Below are 23,106 nucleotides of genomic sequence, written 5' to 3'. Positions count from 1 at the left end.
ATTATAAGCTTTATTAAACGATGAGTCTTCAAGCAGGAAAAACCTATGAACTAAAAGCTAAAGCACTGCTTGAAAAGAATCATTATCAAATTATAAAAGAAAACTTTCATTCTCGAATGGGAGAGATTGATATTATTGCCTTAATTAAAGATATATTGGTTTTTGTTGAGGTAAAATATCGTCATAGCCGTGACTTTGGTCATGTATTAGAGACAATAACTATAACAAAAAGAAAAAAACTAATTAAAACTGCTCAATTTTTTCTACTTCGATATCCTAAGTTTAATCAATATCAATTACGTTTTGATGTTATTGCCTTTGAAAAAGATCAGCATTATTGGATAGAGGGTGCTTTTGCTACGCATATTTAGCGATATTCTCGCATCCAAGTTTCAAGAATCACACAAGCTGCAAGCGCATCAACTTTTAAATGATTAATTTTTTTGCCCTTTACTTCTTCTAATTTCCAGCGTGCTTCACGGGTAGAATAAGCTTCTTCAACTAAATGAATGGGTTTTTGATAACGTTTAGATAACTCATCGGAGAATAATCGGCTTAATTTTGTTATTTCAGTTTCTTCCCCGTGCGCATCAATGGGTAAACCAACGATAATATCGGTTGGGCGCCATTTTTCAATTAGTTTAGAGATTTCATGCCAATTAGGGGTTTTATCAGGGCAATTAATTGTGCCTATCGGGGTTGCCGTTTTGGTGATTAGCTGTCCTGAAGCAACACCAATACGTTTTAAACCAAAGTCAAACCCTAAAAGTCTTTTATTACTAGTCATGTCCACTTAAGCCTGAAAGTTGATGGATATCCCTGATACCAATACTTTCTAAGGCAGCTTGCCAACGTAATTCAAGTGGTATGTCAAAGACAATATCTTCAGAAAATGGCGCAACTAACCAAGAATTTGCCATAATTTCTTCTTCTAATTGTCCTGGTCCCCAGCCAGAGTATCCTAATGTAATGAGTACTTTCTCTGGAGAATTATCTTTACCTAAGTTTTCTAAAATATCGCGGGATGTCGTTAAGAATAGATTATCGTTGAGTTGTTTAATTGCGTCAAATTTTATTTCACTTTTTGTATGTAAGATATAACCATGTTCTTGTTGAACCGGTCCGCCAAGTAATAATTTCTGATTTAATAAGGAATTACTTGAAGGTTCTTTAGTGATAATTTCCATTTGTGAAAATAAATCTGATAAATTAGGGGATAGTGGGATATTAATAATAAATCCCATTGCACCATCTTCATTGTGATGCATTAAATAAACAACAGAAGTCTCAAATGGTAATCCCTTCATGTCAGGCATTGCGATAAGTAGTTTGTTAGTATATGTAATCATAGTAATGTTTCTTTTATTTTGTTTGTTTACATAATTAAGTTTAACCAATTAAAAATTAATTTGCGCAATTTATATTAAAAAAATATTAAAAAGATTTACAATATAACATAAAACAAGGTGCTGGCATCCAAGGTGAGTTTCGGCTAAGATAGCCTACTTATATAGAATTGTATTATGTTTAATGTAAAGACAGTGTGTGAAAAATAAATGAAATTTGTTGATGAAGTACGTATTCACGTTGAAGCAGGTAAAGGTGGTAATGGCTGTTTGAGCTTTAGACGTGAAAAATATGTCCCCAAAGGTGGCCCTGATGGGGGTAATGGAGGTGATGGTGGCAGTGTTTATGTTAAAGGTAATCGTAATGTCAACACGTTAGTTGATTATCGCTATGTACGTAGCTATAGAGCCAAAAGTGGTCAGCCTGGTGCAGGTAGTAATTGTACTGGAAAAATGGGAGATGATTTATATTTGACAGTACCAGTAGGTACTGCAATTTATGATGTCCAAAGTGGTGATTTAATGGGGGAAATCCTTCATCACGATCAAGTTTTGTGCATTGCCAAAGGTGGGCGTCACGGCCTTGGTAATATTAATTTTAAAAGTAGTATTAACCAAGCGCCAAGAAAGACTACACCGGGTGAAGAGGGTGAAGCTAGAGATATTCGTTTTGAATTAAAATTATTGGCTGATGTTGGTTTATTAGGTTTTCCAAATGCAGGTAAATCAACTTTAATTCGCTCTGTTTCTGCTGCAACACCTAAAGTAGCAGATTATCCATTTACAACAATGTATCCAGGTTTAGGTGTAGTCCGCGTTAATCCACTTGAAAGCTTCGTAATGGCGGACATTCCAGGTGTTATTGAAGGTGCAAGTGAAGGTGCTGGCCTTGGATTACGCTTTTTAAAGCATCTTTCACGTACTTTATTAATATTACATGTAGTAGATATTGCGCCTGTTGATGGTACAAGCGCAGTGGATTCAATTAAAAAAGTAACATTAGAGCTTGAGAAATATAATCAAGATTTAGCATCTAAGCCAAGATGGCTTGTATTAAATAAAACAGATATCTTAGGTGATCAAGCAGAAAGTATTGCTAATGAAATTATTGAAGCACTAGATTGGCAAGGCCCAATCTATCATATATCGGCATTGACAAATGATGGAACGCAGCGTTTAATTTATGATATCATGCAGTATATTAAAGGATTAAAAGAGGATAGCTAGTATCATGGGTTTAAACTGGTTGTTGCGAGGTGTAATCCTACTATTAACAGGGCTTCTAACTGCTTGTGCATCAATTACAAATTTTTTTGATGCGCCGCGTCAAGGTGGTGCTGCTGAAGTTACAAGTTTAGGACAAATGCCAAAATACTATACAGTTAAGCAAGGTGATACCTTGCCGAGTATATCAAGAGCCTATGGTATTAGTGAGCGGGCTATTATATTGTGGAATAACCTTCAATCACCATATCGGGTTGAAGTAGGCCAAAAACTACAATTTTTTGCACCTGAGTCAATGAAAGCGAGTCAAGATAATACGCATAATATAGATAATGATTCAAATACAGCAAATCTAAACGATGATCAAATTGCACAAAATCAATTTAATGATAATCAGGATGCATTAATTCAACCTGATACACCAGTGGTTAAAACGCAAACTAAATCAGATGATAATATCAATACTCAAGTAAATAACTCAAATAAAATACCTCCCAAGAAAGAAGATAAAGTAGTTGTAGCTAAATCGATAGAGAATGAAAAGCCACAACCAGTAGTCACTGCGAACAATAACGTAGAAAAAGAAACGCTTCAAACTGATTACTATACCGTTAAACGTGGAGATACCTTATTAGGCATTGCTCGAGATTTTAATTTAAACTTAAATCAGATTGCGATGATTAACCAAATAAAGCCACCGTATGATATTTTTGTTGGCGAAAAATTATTGGTTAATCCAGATTTATACCATGTTAATAAGACCGTATCTAATCAGCCTAAACCTCAAGTGAATAATCAACCAGCAGTTACTACATTAAAACCATTAGATTCAAATACTCAAAAAGTGGCAAAAAAAGAAGAGACTAAAAAAGAGCCGGTCAAAGCGGTTACTGTCAAAAATACCTCAACTGAAACAACTAAAATAGATCTAAGTACTCAAACCAGTCATGATGAAAGTATAAAAAACATAGCTTCTAACTCGATTAATTATGCTGGTATTAATTGGCAATTACCTTTAAAAGGCAAGGTTAGTGACCAAGATAATATTTGGTTAATTGATGGTGAAGTAGATGATCCGATACGTTCTGTCGCAAAAGGGAAGGTGATTTATTCAGGTGTTGGTATTAATGGCTATGGTAGAATGGTAATTGTTGATCATGGTAATCAATATTTATCAGCTTATGGTAATTTAGCGTCGATAGATGTCAAAGAAGGACAATCAATCAATCAAGGACAGGTCGTTGGCCAATTAGGCAAATTTAAAGGCGATACACAGCTAGACTTTGAAATACGTTACCAGGGTGACTTAATTTCACCAAATAAAATTTTTAAGGCATCTTAGTCTGTTTTTAATCTTGGAAATTCTGGTAGAGAATTAGTTATCTTTTGAGTGTCTATTTCATGATCAAAAAACATATTATCAGGGTTAGATTGTGATAATGATTGTGATTTATTTCGTTTACGTAAACCAGTCTCAATTGGCTGTATTCGTTCGATTGATAATGAATTATGCTGTGATGGTCCTCTATATTCTTCTTGAATTACAAGTGACTGCATATCAAGATTAACGGTTACTTTTGGCTCTATGCTAGATTGTTGTTGCGTTTCTAACTTTTCTTTTAGTGGCAGTGTTTTATCTTTTTGACTATTTTGGCTAGTTAGTTCTACTTTTTCAGATACTTGAGTAGATGTAGATAGGTCAATTTGTTCTTTTGGTTCAAGTTTAGTATGGCTTGATTTATCATAAATATGACTATTTTCTGCTATTTTTGTAAAAAATGCATATTTAAAATTGTTATAGAGATAATCTAAGGTGTCAATATCATCTGTTCTAGCATATCTCAGTGAATTAAGAAAGTATTCGGTATGTTCATTAAATACTGGTTTTAACTGAGCTGTTGGATCTAATAGTTGCATTAGTTTAATAATTGGATAATGCTTTTTGTTAACTTCTGTATCAACAGGCATGTAAGAAACGATACTTCTGCCAATTTCATCAGAGACGGTTGCAGAGCGACCCCGCAATAAATAAGACCAATCAACTAATAAATCATTTTTTTGTAATTGTGGATTAAATTTAGCATTACCATAGTCAAAAATTTTAACTTTAAAAAACGTTTTATCACTATCATAAGGCCCATCAGGGATAATTTTGATATTGCCAGAATGAAGGTCTTGATGTGAAATCCCAGCTAACCAAAATTGATGAGTAATATCAAAAATTTGTTCAATAATTTGTAGTATTTGTCTGGGTGTGTAGTTTCGTGTTTCTGCTTGAGAAATAAATTTATCAAGTGTTTCAAATCCAAAAAAATCTTCATTATCGAAGCCATATGTTGATACAAAAGCACTATTAGGGTTCAATTTATCTTGCGTTTGAAAGGACATATGTTTTAGCAGAGAAGGGTAATTTTCTGTTACATATTCTTTTAATTTAGCCTCTTTTACAAATTCTTGCTGAACTTCCTCTGTTCTTGCAATAACCCTGCCTGTATCTTTATCAAAAACTTTCTGTTTACCACCTTCTGTGGGTAACACTTCCGGCATAGGTGTATCAGAAGTTGCGATAATTCTTTTAACTTTATTTTGTTTAAGTTTGCCCTTAAAAGAGCTAGGTGGTGCTTGATCTATATGAAGTGTTCTTTTTAAAGTCAGCCAGTATTGAATAATTGCTCTTAAACTATCGGTTTGATCGTTGCCATTAACAAAAGCATCAAAGTTAATTTTATCTACGGTTGTTAAACCACATGCTAAAATAGCATCTTTCATTTCACTTTTTTGTTTATGTATGTAAGCTAGGATAAATGAATGAATATGTTCTCTGTTAATTGCTTTTTTCTTAATGACGTTAGAGTCAATAACTTCAAATTCATCTTGATCTTCTTGATCAATTTTACCTTTACTATCTTCCTTAATAGATTCCTCTTCAACTGTTTCATAGCCGATTCTTTCGAGTAACTCTTTTAACTCTTTTGCACGAGCAACTCCAGATGTTCCACCTGTCCAGTATGTTAAGAAATTTTTTACTGTTTTAGTAGAGCTAGCATTGGACTGTTCAATATATTGATCTATTGCAGCTAAGACGATTTCTAACTCAGTCATTGCCTTTACTCCATTAAAAGCGCTCTTATATATTAAAATATAAAGTTTAATTATTATACAAAGTTAAAATTTATCATATTTTTTAAACAATTATTCAGCAATAGAAAAATCAAATAAATTGAAATATAAAATGGTCTATGATGATAAGTTATTATGATTTTCAAAAGTAAAAAAAAGCTTAAAAAACAGAGAGATTTAACTTAATATTTGACAAATAATCACACCTATTCCTGCAACAAATACTATAAACCATAAATAGTATTGACGTGAGAGCTTGTAATTAAATGTTAGCTTTTGGCATCTTAGTCGAATGCCCATTAAAACAGGTAATAATAAAAACATAATACAAACAAATACGCCAACATAACTAATAGCAATGACAAATAGATTCGGATAAAAAAGTACAATAACTAAAGGTATTGCAAAGCACAAGAGTGTTGCAATACTTCGTCTTAATATTGGTTGGCGAATATGGTCAAGTTTAAAGCTATCTTTGACAAAATGATAAAGGGCAAGGCTTACACCAAGATAAGAAGTCATTACAGAAATATCAGTAAATACGTTAATACTAAATTTGGCAATATGTGCTTGGCCAATTTTAGCTGATAAAGCGGTTAAAATATCACCAATATTAGTATCTGCAACAGCCTTATGTGAAAAAATAGATTGCATAAAACTAATTGAACCATTTAAAGGTAAAGTACCTAGAACAGCAATTTCCCATAAAATATATAAGATAAATGGTATGGTACTGCCAATAATCATCACGCGAAAGATTGCTTTTTTATCACGATGAAGGTAGTCAACTAGAGGGGGTACAATAATATGTGAAGTAAATGAGGTAATTAAAACAGGGATAGCTAGTAACAGTGTCATTGTACTAAAAGCATGATCGCCTAGATTGGCTACTTCAACATAGCGAGATAATATAAGACAAACAATAATTAAAAATAGTAATTTAATGGTTAATAATAAACGATTAACCCAATCGACAGAGCCTGTACCTAAAAGCGTAATACAGGCAAAGACTATGACAAATAAAATTGCCCAGATTGATTGTGGGATGGTTGTCACTAAGTGGTGAAATGCAGAAGATGCAGCAGAGATATAAGCGACAGAGATTGTATATAACAATAAAATAAAGCTTAGCCATGAAATAACAGCGCCTGGCACACCTAAAGTCATTTTTGCCATACGCCCAAAACTTGTACCCTTTGGCATATGAAGTGCAATATCTGAGACTAAAATAGCAGTATAAGTCATAAGTATCCATGAGATAAGCATTAATAGCATAGCAAGAGGAAAACCTAACTCGGCTGTAATAATAGGAATAGCTAATATGCCTGCGCCAATTTGTGTACCGATAACAATCATTGTGCTACCAAATTGACGTTGAATAGATGCTTTATGCATAATATCTCCAATTGTATTTATTTTTTATCATTTATAGTAGTAATAGATAGACCATAAATAATTTTTTAGTATGCCACAGTTAACCTATCGATTAAAAAGAAAAAAGTGAACTTATTTTATTTTGTGCTTAAGCAAAAATTACTTTAATGCATGGGTTATAAATTAAGAATATTTTGTTAGAATGCTTAGGATATGATAGATAAAAAGGTCTTTTTCATGTTTAATAGCCAAAATTTGATTTTAAATACAGACTCATATAAAGCGTCACATTATTTACAATACCCCAAAGGTGCGCAATATATGTCCAGTTATATTGAATCAAGAGGTGGGCGTTATGATCAAACATTATTTTTTGGATTACAGTACTATCTAAAAGCCTATTTATCCAAACCTATTACAATAGAAAATATTAACGAAGCAGAAGATATTCTATTATCTCATGGTTTGGTTTTTAATCGAAAAGGTTGGCTTCATATTTTAGAGAAACATCATGGTATTATGCCTGTAAGAATTGAAGCGGTTAAAGAAGGCAGTTTAATTGCTAAACGTCAGGTAATGCTACAGATGGTTAATACAGATCCAGCATGTTTTTGGCTAACTAACTATCTTGAGACATCATTATTAAGAGCGATATGGTATCCATCAACAGTTGCAACAGTTTCTTATCATATTAAGCAGATCATACTTAAATTTTTAGAAGAGACTGCTGATTCTACAGAAAGTATCTTATTTAAACTGCATGACTTTGGTGCTCGAGGTGCAAGCTCTTATGAAAGTGCAGCTTTGGGTGGTTTAGCACATTTGGTTAATTTTTTAGGTACAGATACGACACCTGCCTTAGCTTTGGCAAGAAAATATTATCATGAACCAATGGCAGGTTTTTCAATTCCAGCAGCTGAACACTCAACGATTACTGCATGGGGGAAAACAAACGAAGTCGATGCTTATGAGAATATGATTAATCAATTTTCAGGTGATGGTAAATTAGTTGCAGTTGTAAGTGACTCTTACAATCTCTGGCATGCACTAGAATCACTTTGGGGCGATACCTTAAAGGAAAAAATAGTCAATAATGGCGGTACTATCGTAATTAGACCTGATAGTGGTAACCCAGTAGAAGTCATTTGTAAGACCTTGAGCATTTTAATGGAAAAATTTGGTTTTGAAACTAACTCAAAAGGCTATAAGGTATTGCCACCTTATTTACGCATTATTCAAGGTGATGGAATTTCTTTTGAGTCAGTTGAAACGATATTATTGGCAATGAAGGAGCAAGGGTTTTCAGCTGAGAATGTTGCTTTTGGTATGGGGGCAGAATTACTACAAAAAGTTAATCGTGATACGCAACGCTTTGCTATGAAAGCATCTGCTATTTGTATTAATGAAAAATGGCAGGATATTTATAAAGATCCTGTAACTGATCATCAGAAAAAATCGAAACGAGGTCGGCTTGCCCTTATAAAAGAAGGCGAAGTATTTCAAACGGTGCGCCTCGATAATTTAAATGGCCGTTTTAACTATTTAGAACCTGTTTTTGAAGATGGTGAAATTTTATCAGATCAAACGCTTTCAGAGATTCGAGCTAACGTTTAAAAGTGATCGCTTATTTCAATGTTATTTTCATGTAATTTGTAAATATTATTAAATTATTACGAAAATTATATTATAATTATATATTTGATTTGCAATCTATTTATTTCAATAAAAAATTATATAAACATTCACTTAAATAATAAATATTGCATTTTATTTAAATTATATATTATTTATTTCTTAAATTTTTGATAGCTTGGTAATTGATAAAGTTTATTAATGATTAATAGCTTAGTAATTATTCAGGAGTGTGAAAATGGGTAGCGGTGTTTTCTATACATTAGGTTCTACAGCAGTTAGTGCATCTAAGGCAACATTTGATTTAGTTCATAGTATTTTAGAAGCTGATAATCAAAAAGCAGCATTATATTTAAAAATGTATCAGGGAACATTATTGAAACATTATGATGTGCCTCCATTTAATGCACCTGAAGCAGATCAAGGCCAATATAAGTTTGGTAAAAAGGCTAGAGAATCTAGTGTTTCTATGGATCAAGTTAATTATGTTGGTAAGGTTGACATTAATTATCAAAGGGCATTGCAATCAGCAGCAAGATCACTGAATGAGTATTATAAATTACGTATAGAAGGTAGAGTATTTTCAGGCTCTGAAAATGATGCAACTTCTGGTGTTTTAAATTATTTAAATCATTTATTAACAGAAGTTTTGCCTTATTTAAATGGTGAACCAAAAGATATTGAGTTTTTAGAGGGTGTTGAAAATTTTTTAACTGACTTTTCAGGAGAAATTGAGTTTGGCAACGATCGAGTGCCATTTGTTGGAGTTGCAATAGAAAACATACAAAAAGCTAAACAGCATTTACAACAATATAATATTAATCAATCGGCAAAAGATCGTTTTGGTAAATTGTCATTTGACTCAAATTTAATGGCAGAAGCTACTTTGAAATTAGCTGCTATGTTGATGACAAGTGATGACAAACAGCCGCTATTAGCAAGTGCTGATTTGGGTAATCTATCAAAAGGTTTGATCAGGCAAGCATTTGTTAAACCTACAAAAACGTTTGGTATTCAACATGAAAGTGAAGTGCTTGGTGCTAGGTATATTTCTGAGTCAAAGAAGAACCCATATGCTGAGAGATTTCAAGTAATAGCAGGATTTTGTAGTCAAACTGAGATAGCTGAAATACCAGGATTTAAAAGAGATTTTCAGGAACGACAAAAAACTGCACAAGAATTTGCTGAAGCAAATAAATCTTATGTTGCTGATTGGAAATTACAAGGAGGTACGAGACGTTCTGATATTGGCTTTTGTGTCGATGGCTTATTAGATTTAGCCGGCATGTATAAGCAGTTTTCGATTTTAACGCATAAATTGTCAGTTATGGCTGACTTTGCTGGTAGTTTAAAAGTTTATAATCAACAAGAATTAGAAAGAGTCTATACAGCTTATAATCAATTATATGACAATATTAAAAAAAAGCAGAAAAATATAGATAGTGATGCGATTGGGGAATTAAAAAAATATTTAGAAGCTAATAAGCATGTGCCGACTAATAAACATATTAGCCAAATGCTTAGTTTATTTGAAAGTCAAAGGCAAACAATTAATCATCAATATATACAGATACAATCAATTATTGAAGATAATTATGCTGATGTAGTAAAAAAATATTTTGAAGCGAGAAGAGATTTAGATCAATGTATTACTGTGATTGCTAGAGATCATAGTATGGTTGAATTACCAAGATCCGAGTATAAGTCTACTTATGGTCTGATTTCAGAGTATATTGAGGAAATATTTGTAAGTCATGAGTTTAGAATGTTAAATCCGGAAGCCCGGGCTATTACTATAAAGCAATTAAATGAAAGTTTTCAAGGTAAACCATATTTCCAATGTGTGCATAATAAGGAAGATATTTCAATTAGATTTACTTTAGAAAATGAGCATGATTTTGATGACTTTAAAGCTGTTTTTAAAAGCTTTAAGGATAATACTTATAATAAATTAATGGCTTATGTCAAAACAATCAAAGAAAAAGAGGATAAGCTTGCAGTAAATCAACGAGTTGAACTTTTTAATACTAAATTAATAGATGAATTGTTATTGATTGAAAGATCAAGAGATTTAGCTGGAGAGTCTCAATTAAGCAATGTTATTAAAAAAGATCATGATATTATTGAAGCTAGAAAAAAAGATGTCTTTGGGCTGAGCCATGAAAAGGCAGAATTAGCAACTAAATTAAAAGAAACAGCAGTTGAATTAACTGAAACTAAAGAAACACTAGATAAAACGAAGGCAGAGCTTGAAAAAGAAAAAGATGCTTTAGAAAAAACTCAAGCAGTACTTAGTGCAGTGAAAAGTCAATTATCAGCAATGACAAGTAAAAGCCAGGCTCAAGATGATGTGATTATTGTTCAAGAAGAATTAGTTGATGCTAAGACTAAAGTAGCTAAAGTTGATGAGAGTCTTATTTCTGTTCAAGGGCGAGAAATTAGTAATCTTGAAGAACAAGTGCAAGCTCAAAAAAGAAAAGTTAGTCTTTTACAGGAACAAGTAAATACACTTTCTGGAAAAGGAGAAAATTTAGAAGAATTAGTACAAGTTATTGGTAAATTAACTAGTCATAAAGAACAAGAACTTCAATTATCCTTAAGACAAAGAGAGATTCAACTTCAAGTTAAAGGTGCAGAAGTAACGCGTTTAGGTGGTGAGTTAGTAATAGAAAAAGAAGAAAATGAATCGCTTAAAAAATCAAAAACTGCATTAGAAAAACAAGTTGACAGTTTAGGTGAGCAGATTGGATTACAGAAGAGTCAAATTGATGTTCAAGAGAAACAAATTGATTCTTTAAATGAATCTAACCAGAAAGTACAAAAAGAGCTTGCAGGTGCTAAAGAGGAAATTAGTGGATTAAAAACAACATTAGAAAGTCATTTTAAACAGATGATAGAAAGTTTAGGTCTAATGGTTGCAGACTGTCAGGCATCTATTTCCAGAGATACACAATTTTTAGCAAAAATACAATTAGAGTCATCAGGTATTAAGGATCGAGATTTAGACCAATTATTTGAAGAAATTAAAGAAAACTTTACTAAGCGGATTGCATTTGTCGAACAACAGAAGGAAAAGCTTGAAAAATTCATTAGTGAGAATCAAGAAGTACTGAAAAATTCAGGTTTAGCAATTGATGAGGCGAATAGAAAAATTGGTGCAGCTGATTCAATTATTCAAAGGCAAGTGTTAGAAATTGAAAATTTAAGAAAGATTTGTGAAGAGTTAAAAGCAAAATTAAAAGAAAAAGAAGCAGAGAGTCAGCAACTACAAGGTACGATTGTAGATTTAAGATCGCAAATAGAAGAGCAGTCTAAAAAGCATGATGAACAGTTGGAATTATTAAAATTAACTTTTGAATCTCAAGTTGAGAAAGCAAAAGAAGAAACAAAAAGATTAGAAAAAGAAAAAGAGCAAACTGAAGTTGAAAAACTTACAGAAACTAAAAAGCGCTTAGAAGCGGATATTGAATCCAAAGATCATGATTTTCAACGATTGAAAGACCAAGAAAAAGATAAAGATAAGAGGATTTCTACGTTAGAAAATGAAAATGCTGAGATGAAAGCTGAAGTAGAAGAATTAAAGAAAGAAAAACAAGAGTTAATTGAGGAAAATACAAAATTAGATCAAAAACTATCCGATGCTAAAGCTGAGTTGCAGAGTAAAAATGAAGCAGTAGTGATCTGTCAACCTTTTACTAGACACTTGGCTATGGGATATTGTGGTTGATTAAAATAATTTCTTTCAAACTCCTCTGGTGATAAATAGTTTAACGTTGAGTGCATCCTTTGGCGGTTATAAAAAACTTCAACATATTCAAAGATACAGCGCATTGCTTGATTCCTAGTTTGGTATTTCTGATCATGTACAACTGCTAATTTCAAAGTATGGAAAAAACTTTCAGCTACAGCATTGTCATAGCAGTTACCCGTACTACTCATGCTTAATCTAATTCGATGCTTTTTAGTTAATTGATGATAAACTCGGCTTGTATATTGAGATCCCCTATCAGAGTGTAATATCAACCCTGAATCAGGCTGTCGCCTTTTAACTGCTTGATTAACTGCCCTTAAAACTAAATCAGCTGTAATACGCTGACTCATAGCCAAGCCAACAACTTTCCTTGAAAATAAGTCAACAACAGTTGCTAAATATAACCATCCTTCATTAGTTGGCACATAAGTGATATCACTCACCCATACCTCATTAGGAGCTTCTACCATGAATTTTTGTTTTAACAAATTAGGTGCAACATAATAAGGTCTTTTACTTTGATTGGTGGTTACCTTAAACTTTCTTCTTGCTTTAGCATAAAGCCCCAATTCTTTCATTAGCTTAGCAATACGTTTACGACCGACATAGATATCTAGTCGTCTAAGTAAAAGCTGTAACCGCCTTGTGCCATATTCTCCCTTTGAGTTTATGAATGCTTTGATTAACAGAGGGCGTAACTGGCTATTTATTATCTCTTTCTTAGACAAGTTACCACGACTGTACTGATAGTAAGCGCTACGACTAACACCAAAAATCTTTGCCATTCTCTCAATTGAGAAATCTCGCCGATACAAATTAATAAATTCATAAAGCTCGGCTCTTTTTACTTTTTCTTTGAGAAAATGGTTAACGCCTTTTTTAATATATCACGCTCCATGCTAACATCAGCTAATTGCTTTTTAAGCGCAAGTAATTCTTTTTCTTGTGCCGAGAGTTCTTTGGGTTTAAAGCTTTCATCTCCTCGTTGACGATACTCACTAACCCAGTTGTATAAAGTAGATTCTGCTACTCCTAATTGCTTTGTTAATTCTGATAAGCTTTTTTTACCATTAACATATAACGATGCTGCATTACGTTTAAATTCAGCATCATAAGAATGACGTTTTCTAGTTGTCATAAAGTTCTCCTGGTTTGTTGATAAGATGATAATTCATCCCATAACAAAGTGTCTACCTAATGGTAACCAGATCAGTAGAAACTCAAAAAGAAAGAGCAGATGCTTTAGAAGTAGAATTAGCTCAACTTAAATTAGAAAATGAAAGGATACAGAAAGAATTAGACGAGTCTCAAATGCGTTTAAGTTTAATGCAAGGAAAAGAGGTAAAAAAAGAGTATCCAAAAGCAACATCAAAAAGTTTAAGGTTATTGAATGAAATTTCAGGTACTTCATCTTCATTAGGTGCAGATATTACCTTTATTTTAAGTGATGCTCAGCATCGTTTAAGTGATTGGGATAAAAATTCAGTCGCTAATATATTGCTTAATAAGCATTATGATAATAATGAAGGTCACTATGAAGTTTATGATAAAGATAAGCGTATTGAATATTGTCAAGAGATCATTTTAAAAAAACTTGGTTTACAAGATGAAGGGCGGTCACAGCAATATGGTCAATTGATAAAGACTGTCAATAGATGGATAGAAGAAGCTGATAAAATGGTCGCGCCATTTTTTAATAAAGATAGAAATAATCAGGCAGCAGTGGAAATGATTAATGGACTTATGGTATCTAGGCTTCAAATAGGTAAGGGAAAGTTTACTATCAATGAAGCAGTGCAAAACGATGTAGATCAAAGTTTTATTCTAAATGCGCTTAATCATAAGCAATCGATACAACAAGGAAGCCCACAAGATAGCTATTTATTTCATGCAATGGAGCAAAAAGGAAAGAGAACTTCCTTCTCAGCCGCACAAGAATTTAAGTAAAAACTAAAATTAACCTTCTTTATAAATCGCCAAAATAGAACGATATGCTTTTTAAATATATTTCAATCTAAGACTGATTATTGAAAAAATATAATATTGATTTTAAAATTAATTCTTTTATAAATCCAATTTTATGAAGCTTTGTTTATATCAAAGGACGCTTTATAGTATTTAACTTATTTGATTATTTTGTGTTAGTTTCGATATTGAGGGTAGTTAAAATAAATTGAATTTAGGGAGGTTGGTATGTCACGTAATTTAGAACAATTTAAAACGAATATAGGACGTAATGGTTATGCATTATCTGCTCGCGATTATCGTTTTTTTTCTGAGCAACTAGATTTACTGATAGATATTAATGCTTTAAAAGAAAGCGTTAATTATCCAGATCAGCTATATCAATATATTCAAAACTTTGAATATGATGATTTTAATAAGCTATTTAATCCATTTAGAAAAGATGATAGTTTATTTGGGCCAAATAAAGAAAAGGTTGATAGAAGTTTTGAAACTTTAAGAGGTTGGCATTCGGGGGAGAAATTTAAAGAAACAATTGAACGCTTGATTTTTTTACAAACAGTTTGTCAATTTTTATTACCAGAGTTACCTCAATATCAACATGGTGGTGATTTTCAGCATAAATGTGATAGAGTTAAGAGTAATTTAAATTATTTTATTAGTTGTCTTTTATCTTATGATGTATTAAGTCATTCAGAAGTATATCAATATAAATTTGAAGCTGTAAATAGATTAAGTCAAACAAGATTTAATATTGCAGATAATGTGTTAAGTAGAGAACAAGAGTCTTCGTATTGTAGTCAATTTAATAAGTTAGATTTAAAAAAGAAAAATTATAAAGAAAATCTGAGTCGATTAAATAGTCAATATAATAAAGTTAATAGACAAATTAGTAATTTAAAAGGAGATCAAGATGATATATTAATTAAGAGAGAAAGCTTTCTATTAAAAATTGCTGATCTTTACTGTAAAGGAGATTCAATTTTAGGTCTAAAAAGTCATAGTGAGTATTATTTTAAACGCATATTTGGTGATTATTTTAATTATAATAATGGTAAACCAACATTCAAAGAAGGCCTAGATTTTGAAAATTTTAAGAACATATTAAACCATATATTTGATCGTTGTCTTAAATTTAGAAATCGTTTTTTCACAAGAAGGCAATGTGGTTTAATAGCGAATATTCTAAGAGATCAAGTTAATGTAGATCAGCATGCTTTGGGTATTAAAATTACTCAAGGTGATGTAAGAGCAAAACAAGATTTTAAATATAATGACCGATACATCAGTCTCGTTAATGCTATTGATACTAGAGAGCAGAAACAAAGAGAAAGACATCAAGAATACCAAACAATTAGTCGTAAACTTCAATCGTTAAATCAAAGATTAGATAGAACATTGGATAGTTTTGATCGAGATATAACGTTTAACTTTGCACGTAGAGGGCGTATTCAATCAGTAATTGATGAAATGGTTATGAGTGTTTTACGTCAATTTAAGTATCAATTAAGTAGTTCTACTATTGCAGAGTTAAAAAAGGAGTTTCAAATTCAAATAGAACATGATTATCCAAACCATACATTCTATGTTGTTGATAAAACTGATAAATTTAGAATAGAGAAATTAATAGAAAGTCGAATTAGCGGTATTATCGCTAAATATGAAGATCAAAAGAAAAAATCAGAGTTATTATTTAAATTAATTAATGCTGCTAAAACAAATGTTGTTTTAGGTGGTGGAGATGATTTAAATTTGGAGTATATAGGGTTACTTGGATTAAAAGAAAAAGATACTAAATTACCATCTACGCTTGCTAAGGTTTTAAATGACCAAATAATTAGAACAATCTTAAAAGATAGTAATATAAGTTATAAACAGTTTAAAACACGTTTAACAACAATGATTCAAAAAAACTATAAAGAAGGTTCTATATTAAATTCAAGATCAGATGCAACAGAGAACTTTTATCAAGAGCTGATTAATAAAGGTATTGATATAGAGCAAGCAGTTGATAGTTATTATAAAGCAGTAGTTAATAGCAGAAAAAGAGAACAGGAGAGAGTAACTACACTAACTGCTCCTATTATAGGTTTTACTGATAGTACTAATGATTTACTTCATGGTGGCATGACAAATAAGATAATTAATGCTTTTGAAGATTATTGGATGTTATGTAAAAAAGATGTTGGAGAATCATCTGCATTTGTTGCAGCTTTTAAAAAGAGTCCACAATCAAGGTTTAATCAGAAATTAAAAGGTTATGCACATATTGAAGATGGAGGAGTTGCTGTGGATATGACTTCTTTTACTTATGAAAAACTAGATCAACTATTTGACGATTTAACTAAACGCCGTCCAAAGCACAAAAAGGTATCGGAAATAGAAAAAATTATTTTTAATGAATTTCGTAAAGATGAAATAACAAGGGATTACCTTGAAAAATGTGGAATTGATTTATATCCCACTGGCTCAAGTATGCCGTTTTCTACTTATGGGCAACAGAGTTCAACAGTGAAAGGAGAATTAGAATTAGTATCTTAATAAATAATAAACATTAACAATATATACTTTTTATCTAAACATACAAACATTCGTTTAAATTTTATTGTAAATCAAATAAATAAAAAATACTTCTTGAAGTAAAATATTTCATCATAAACTTGTCTCTTTTAAAAATTATCTAGATTATTATTCAATCAATTTTTTAATTTTCTCTGATTATTAATAATTAGAGATAGTCGTCATTTATCTCAAAACTAATATTTCATTATTTAATTTGATTGGTTATTTTGTGATAGATTTTATGTTGAAGAATATGTCAATAGATAATCTTGGGAGGTTGGTATGCGAATTAAAAGTAAAGCAGAATTACAGAAAAGACTGTTAGACAGGGAATTTATTAATGAAAGACATACATTAAAGAAAAACGAGCGTAGTTTTTTTTTGGAATTACTCGAAGAGGCCCTAGTAATTGATGAGTTAATTTCAAACATGGATAATCCAGATCGGTTGTTAGAAAGTGCTGAAAAATTTAACGAAAGTATTAGTAGATTATTGAGCCCCTTTAAAGCTTTTACTCAATATGATGGTGATATGCTAAATAAGCATTATCAAGATGAACAAGCTAAAAAAAAGAAAGATAGCTATGATGCCCTTTTAGGTAAATTTAAAATAAAGAATGCTCAAAGTATCAAACCGTTAATGCCATTAATCGAGAAATTATTTCTTCTAAAAACTATTTATCAGATCATTAAACCTACTATAAGAGAACATACGAAGGATAATAGATTTGAAAGAGAATGTAGTAAACTTCAAAATTCATTGGATGATTTTTTTTATAATCTTAAAAAGCGAACAACAGATGATGCTTTAGATGTGCGTTTACTAAAACTTATAACAATTGAAAAATTAACATTGAATACTGAGTTTCATAGTGGCTATATAGAGTTAGAGAATGAAAAAAAAGCAATTGATGAAGCTAAAGCAAATTTAGCTATTGAGAAGCGTAAACTTTCGAAGATAGATAGGCAACTTCAAATTAATAAAAACCAATTAGTTAGACTAATGATAGATGATGTCTGGTTTAATGAAGATACGAGTTTTGATGAAATATCTAGCAGATTAGATAATGTTGTAAATAAAAGGCAAAACTTTCTTCTAAACATTGCAAAATTTTATTGTGAAGGTGGAGAGGTTGCAAATGAAAATGATAGCATGTCAGCTCATGGAGAAGAAGATTTTGAACTTATTTTTGGTAACTATTTTAATTATAATAATGGTGATCCTCGGTTTAAAGAAGGTGTTATACAGTCCTTTAAATTTGACGAAGTTGTATCAGATATTTTTCTAAATTGTAAACTAAATCGATCTGATAATAGATTTGAACGACGACTTCATAACAGACAATGTGGTAAATTAGCAGCTTATTTAAATTCAGAAATAAATAATAATAAGGATGCATTGTTATATGAAGTAACTCAAGGTGATATTAGAAATAATGTAGACTATCAGTATAGATGTGGATATCAAGAAAAGTATCTGTCTTCATGTAAAGCTATTAGAGAACTAGAAATAAACAGAAGTGAACAAGAACGTTATGTCGCTAGTCAAGAAGAAATATTAACAGAATATGAATCCAAATTTGATGATCTTGAAGATAAACTCACTAAGAAGCTATCAACGCAATTTAGCATAAAAGCATTAGATATTAGACTACAAGCAAGAAGTCAAAAGTTGGTTGATGAAGTTTTAACAGCTGAGAAGGTGAATACAATTTGTGAGCAGAAAAACCTCAGTAAAGGATTATTAAGTGATGCGCATATCGTAGATGCAATTTCTGAAACTGTGAGAACTAGAATATATGAAATGCTGAGAGAAAATCATGATCTTTCTTTGGAAGATGAAGATATAGATCAGCTGATAGAAGTTAACGTTATACTTTATTTAAAGGAAAGCACAAATAGTCATGAAAAATCAAATTTTTTAAGATCTTTTGTCAGTAGCGCAAATGAGAGATTATCAATGTTTGGAGGAGGGGATAAAGTAAATGATGTCTATCATGTTTCAGACTTTGGTTTAGTACCAAAAAATATTGCAGTGGCCTTAAACAATGAAACAATTATTGAAGCATATAATAACAATAAAGATATTACTTGTGATCTATTTAAAAAGTTATTTTTAGAGAGGCTCAGAGAGGTATTAAACGCTGATAATGCTGATAATATTTTAACGTATTTTGTTAGACAGGAACCGACAAAACTATTATATCAAGCAGTACAGAATGAAAATCAAGCGGAAAGTTATTATACTGAGGCACTACAGGCTTATATAGATAGTATTGCGTAGTAGAATGTTTAAGTATTTAAAGGTGAATCTATCTTCTACCCTAATTGACTTCTACCATGACTTTTGCTAGCGTTTGACGAGATAGTATTTAAATAGTTTGGAGTTATCTATTATGGCAAAGCCAGTAAAAACGATTATCTCAGTGGTTGTTGTTGTCGCAATCGCAGGAGGACTTTATGCTTGGGGCGATCATTACGCACAAGAAAAAGCGGATGTTCAAGCAAAAGCGTTAATTAAAAAAATACAACAACAGAGTCCTGATATTAAAGATATAACCTATCATTCAATTAATGTTGGGCCGTTATCTTTCTTTACGCATCACTTTAGTATTGATCATGTTAGTATGATAATTGGGAGTCAACCAATTAATATTGGCTCAATCAGTGTTGATGACTTTGTTTTAGATAAAAATAATAAGCTTAATAAAGTTGATGTATCGTTTAATCACATAGCGCTTGATTTAGATAAAAAAGGCCCAGCAAAAGAATACCTTGAAATCTTAAAAACTAGAAAAGCGCAACTAAAAGCAATTTTAGAAAAAGATCAAAAAGAAAATCCAAAGCATTTAGCAAATGAAGATATTAAAGCTTATGTTGGTTGGTTTGAAATCTTAGATGCGATGGCAAATAAATATGCAACAAGTTATGGTGATATATCTTTTACGTATAATAGTGCAGCAAAAACAGTTTCAACTGATTTTAATTTATGGCTTAAAAATAACCATGATAAGCCACTAATACATATCAAATCAGATTTAGATAACGTTAGTTTTGCTACTGATCAAATAGATGATATTTTAGGTAATGCCAAGCCACAAGAACAAGTTATTGAATTTAATTTTGATCATATGCTACAAAGTGATTCAAAAGCATCGAATGAAGCGGTTAAGGCATATTTGCATGATGCTGATCCTTCTCTTGATATGAAACTAGACTATAAACCCAGTACTCAAGCAATGAATTGGATGTTAAATTTAGATAATAGCTATGCATTAGCTAAAGCTGATATAAGTAAGCAACATTATCATGGCCAATTATCTTTAGCTGGTTTAACTTTAAATCAATATACGTTAAATGATATTTTCAATCAGAATAAACCGCTAGCTGGTTTTGAGAAAGCCTATGTTAATGGTTCAAATATAGATGTTGATGCGCGCTTTGACTTTCCAAAAGCATTTGTATTAAACCAAGCTGCAAATATTGGCGTTCAAGCCATTGTAGCGCAATTACCTTATGATCGTTATGATTTTTATCTAAAAGGTAAAGGTGCTTATAATGAAACATCTCAATTAGATGACGCATCCCTTGCTTTTGGTATTAAAGATAAATTAGATATGAATGTAGTTGCTAAAACTAAAGTAACTTCTAAATTAATGGTTTCTGATTATGTAAACATGCTAACTAAGGCATTTGATGAACAGAATCAAAAGAATGCAGATCAAACTGTACAAGGAGAAGACAGTCAAACAGATACACTGCAATCTTTGATTGATGCATTTAATCAATCGAAAGTAATCAATGAAAAAATGCAGTTAGTTGATTGGCAATTCACATTAGAAAATCATAATGACTTTTTAGAGCATATGACTAAGGTAGCTAGTGGTATTTTACAAACACCTGAGCCTCAAGTTAAAGAAATGATCAAAGCTATTGTTGATGGTGTTGCCCAATCTCAAGGCGATTTACTACCAGTAAAAGCGTATCAAAAAGAAATAGATCAATTTATTGATAAACCGCAACGCTTGAAATTATCGGTTGATCCAAAACCACCAGTTACTATTGCACAGTTTTATCAAACAATGCTTGATTATATGATGTATCAACAGCAGAAAATGAATAGTCAAGAACAGTCAGAGCCAGATGCGCATGTGATGATGGTCAATAAACAAAAGATCGATGAAAAAATGCTAAAAAATAATATTGATCAATTAAATATCAAACTCACCGCAGAATAGTTCATTATCATTATTATTGGGTGTTTCAAGTGATAACTTACCCAAGCGCCCATTACGATAATCAAGGATGAGACGTTCAGCAGCACGATGTAAATTAGATTGTTGATCACTTTTAATCGCACCAATTTTCTGTGCGATTGCCTCTAAAATAAATTCACTAGATAAGGCTGCTGTATCTATTTGATAACGTTTCGATAATATATCAGGGTAGTAGTGTTTTAGATAATCAATTAGAAAGTAGCTTGCACTTGGGTAATCCATTGCCGTATCTCTAATTGCTCCGGATATTGCAAGTTTAAAGCCACTAGCGTGATCTTTAGGACTAGGTGACATAATGCCTGGTGTATCACGAATAAAAAACTCACGTGATAAACTAATATTTTGTATTTGACGAGTAACGGCAGGTTCATTTCCAACTTTAGCGATTTTTTTGCCAGCTAAGGTATTAATTAAAGATGATTTACCTACATTAGGAATACCAACAATAATCGCTCTGATTGGTTTTAGTATCGTACCTCGTTTTGGTAAGATTTGCTTAGCTTTATCAATAAGTGTATTAGCAAGCCTTTTATCTTGGTTGATATTTAAAGTGATTGCATAATCAAAGTACTCAAGCCATAGTTTAGTCACTTTAGGGTCAGCTAGGTCTTTTTTAGATAGAATTCTAAGACGTTTTTGGTCTTTAATTAATTCATCAATTAGTGGGTTACTGCTGGCTAATGGTAGGCGTGAATCAACGACTTCAATAACAAGATCTATTGTAGGTAGTAGTTTTGCTAATTCTTTTCTAGCTTTGTGCATATGGCCTGGAAACCAGTGAAGGATGTTACTCATAGGATATAAATGCTAAATTTTTAGTTAGCAAAGTATAACACTTTATCTATTTTGTAACTAGTGCGTAGAATTTACACTCACAATGATAATGCACAAAAAACTAGCCAATAGTAATTTATTTTTAAGCATGGATTCACTAAGATGGTAAATAACTAATCAATAAATTGTAAAATCTTAAATGAGTGATTCAAAATCTTATTATTTGCTGGCTGATGGCGGTGGTACTAAAACGACCATTCGTTTATTAGATTGTGACTATCATATAATTGGTAATGCTAGATCAACACCAGGCAATATTAAAACATCGCCTGAAAAAGCATGGGCTTCAATTGAAGCAGGAATTAAGGGGATTTTACCATTAAATAAATTAAATCACTTAAGTGCTGTTTTAGGTATGGCAGGGTTTGAATCCGTTTATTCATTAGAAAAATTTAAAGCGCTTAAACCAAGCTATATTAAAGATTTATATGTTTTATCTGATGCACATATCGCATGTTTAGGTGCACATGGTGGTTGTGATGGTGCATTGGTAATTGTTGGAACAGGTGTTAAAGGGTTTCAGATTGAGAATGAACAATTCATTGATGTTGCTGGTTGGGGTTTTCCTTATTCTGATGAAGGAGGTGGTGCTTGGGTAGGACTAGAGGCAGTTCGTCATACGTTTCAAGTAGTCGATGGTAGAGTAAAGCAAAGTCAATTAAGTGAATTAATATTATCCAAGTATAATCACGATCCATTTCAGCTATTAGATACGGTAATTCAAGCAACGCCCTATGAGTTTGGCCAATTTTGTGCATTTGTTGTTGAAGGAGCATTAAAAAAGGATCAAGCGAGCTGTGAAATTATGCAAAAAGCAGCCAATGAAATTAATCAAGTGATCAAAGCATTAGAAAATAAGGCACAAACTAAGCTACACTTACCATTATCATTAGCCGGTGGATTAAGTGAATATATAGAAGCATTTCTACCAGATGATGTTCGAAGTCGGTTAGTTCAACGAAAGGGTAATGCACTAGATGGCGCACTATACCAATTAAAAAAAATAAATAATATGATATAAA

Annotated in this window: 17 protein-coding genes; 10 read left to right on the top strand and 7 right to left on the bottom strand. The window is 31.7% G+C overall.

The annotated features are described in order from the left end of the window. Positions 1-20 precede the first annotated feature (20 nt). A complete protein-coding gene (locus tag KFE69_11030) occupies positions 21-371 on the top strand; it encodes a YraN family protein (GenBank protein UTW42028.1) in 351 nt (116 codons plus the stop codon). Here the strand turns inward: KFE69_11030 and ruvX are convergent. Beyond that, the gene (ruvX, locus tag KFE69_11025) at positions 368-787 is read right to left on the bottom strand and encodes a Holliday junction resolvase RuvX (GenBank protein ID UTW42027.1); all 420 of its coding nucleotides are present in this window, start codon (positions 785-787) and stop codon (positions 368-370) included. The two genes, KFE69_11030 and ruvX, sit on opposite strands and share 4 nt — an antisense overlap. Beyond that, the gene (locus tag KFE69_11020; GenBank protein UTW42026.1) at positions 780-1,349 is read right to left on the bottom strand and encodes a YqgE/AlgH family protein; all 570 of its coding nucleotides are present in this window, start codon (positions 1,347-1,349) and stop codon (positions 780-782) included. The genes ruvX and KFE69_11020 overlap by 8 nt, the downstream gene beginning before the upstream one ends. Positions 1,350-1,556: 207 nt before the next feature. Here KFE69_11020 and obgE point away from each other — a divergent pair, with 207 nt between their 5' ends. Next, complete coding sequence (obgE, locus tag KFE69_11015) at positions 1,557-2,573, top strand: GTPase ObgE (protein ID UTW42025.1); 1,017 nt, start codon at positions 1,557-1,559, stop codon at positions 2,571-2,573. Positions 2,574-2,577: 4 nt separating this feature from the next. Further along, positions 2,578-3,912 carry a LysM peptidoglycan-binding domain-containing protein gene (locus KFE69_11010; protein UTW42024.1) on the top strand — a complete coding sequence of 445 codons (1,335 nt, stop codon included), beginning with the start codon at positions 2,578-2,580 and terminating at the stop codon, positions 3,910-3,912. On the opposite strand, the gene KFE69_11005 is transcribed toward KFE69_11010, so the two are convergent. Both KFE69_11005 and KFE69_11000 read right to left on the bottom strand, forming a co-directional pair. Next, on the bottom strand, positions 3,909-5,672 hold the full coding sequence (locus KFE69_11005; protein UTW42023.1) for a hypothetical protein: 1,764 nt from the start codon (positions 5,670-5,672) through the stop codon (positions 3,909-3,911). The genes KFE69_11010 and KFE69_11005 overlap by 4 nt on opposite strands. 195 nt (positions 5,673-5,867) lie before the next feature. Next, positions 5,868-7,085: an amino acid permease gene (locus KFE69_11000; protein ID UTW42022.1), complete on the bottom strand. Its 1,218-nt coding sequence runs from the start codon at positions 7,083-7,085 to the stop codon at positions 5,868-5,870. A 216-nt stretch (positions 7,086-7,301) separates the two neighbouring features. Between KFE69_11000 and KFE69_10995 the strand changes: the two genes are divergently transcribed. Together KFE69_10995 and KFE69_10990 are read left to right on the top strand one after the other, a co-directional pair. Continuing rightward, positions 7,302-8,678, top strand: a complete 1,377-nt coding sequence (locus tag KFE69_10995; protein ID UTW42021.1) for a nicotinate phosphoribosyltransferase — start codon at positions 7,302-7,304, stop codon at positions 8,676-8,678. A 256-nt stretch (positions 8,679-8,934) separates the two neighbouring features. Continuing rightward, entirely contained in the window at positions 8,935-12,423 is a 3,489-nt protein-coding gene (locus KFE69_10990) for a hypothetical protein (GenBank protein ID UTW42020.1), read from the top strand. Here KFE69_10990 and KFE69_10985 read toward each other — a convergent pair. Together KFE69_10985 and KFE69_10980 are read right to left on the bottom strand one after the other, a co-directional pair. After that, on the bottom strand, positions 12,381-13,331 hold the full coding sequence (locus KFE69_10985) for an IS3 family transposase (GenBank protein UTW44058.1): 951 nt from the start codon (positions 13,329-13,331) through the stop codon (positions 12,381-12,383). The two genes, KFE69_10990 and KFE69_10985, sit on opposite strands and share 43 nt — an antisense overlap. Then, positions 13,292-13,585, bottom strand: coding sequence for a transposase (locus tag KFE69_10980; GenBank protein UTW42019.1), 294 nt, complete (start codon positions 13,583-13,585; stop codon positions 13,292-13,294). The genes KFE69_10985 and KFE69_10980 overlap by 40 nt, the downstream gene beginning before the upstream one ends. Before the next feature lie 59 nt (positions 13,586-13,644). Here KFE69_10980 and KFE69_10975 point away from each other — a divergent pair, with 59 nt between their 5' ends. The 4 genes from KFE69_10975 (at position 13,645) to KFE69_10960 (ending at position 21,211) form a co-directional block, all read left to right on the top strand. Continuing rightward, positions 13,645-14,394: a hypothetical protein gene (locus KFE69_10975; GenBank protein UTW42018.1), complete on the top strand. Its 750-nt coding sequence runs from the start codon at positions 13,645-13,647 to the stop codon at positions 14,392-14,394. A gap of 246 nt (positions 14,395-14,640) precedes the next feature. Further along, a complete protein-coding gene (locus tag KFE69_10970; protein ID UTW42017.1) occupies positions 14,641-16,953 on the top strand; it encodes a hypothetical protein in 2,313 nt (770 codons plus the stop codon). A 303-nt stretch (positions 16,954-17,256) separates the two neighbouring features. Continuing rightward, positions 17,257-19,257: a hypothetical protein gene (locus KFE69_10965; protein ID UTW42016.1), complete on the top strand. Its 2,001-nt coding sequence runs from the start codon at positions 17,257-17,259 to the stop codon at positions 19,255-19,257. A 112-nt stretch (positions 19,258-19,369) separates the two neighbouring features. Further along, positions 19,370-21,211: a hypothetical protein gene (locus KFE69_10960; GenBank protein ID UTW42015.1), complete on the top strand. Its 1,842-nt coding sequence runs from the start codon at positions 19,370-19,372 to the stop codon at positions 21,209-21,211. Here KFE69_10960 and ylqF read toward each other — a convergent pair. Continuing rightward, complete coding sequence (gene ylqF, locus KFE69_10955) at positions 21,185-22,036, bottom strand: ribosome biogenesis GTPase YlqF (protein UTW44057.1); 852 nt, start codon at positions 22,034-22,036, stop codon at positions 21,185-21,187. The genes KFE69_10960 and ylqF overlap by 27 nt on opposite strands. 187 nt (positions 22,037-22,223) lie before the next feature. Between ylqF and KFE69_10950 the strand changes: the two genes are divergently transcribed. Next, the gene (locus KFE69_10950) at positions 22,224-23,105 is read left to right on the top strand and encodes a hypothetical protein (protein UTW42014.1); all 882 of its coding nucleotides are present in this window, start codon (positions 22,224-22,226) and stop codon (positions 23,103-23,105) included. Position 23,106: the final 1 nt, after the last annotated feature.

It is taken from the genome of bacterium SCSIO 12844 (genome assembly GCA_024397935.1).
Lineage (GTDB): Bacteria > Pseudomonadota > Gammaproteobacteria > Francisellales > Francisellaceae > M0027.
The sequence above is the reverse complement of the archived record's forward strand: the minus strand, read 5'-3'. Positions and strand labels throughout refer to the sequence as shown.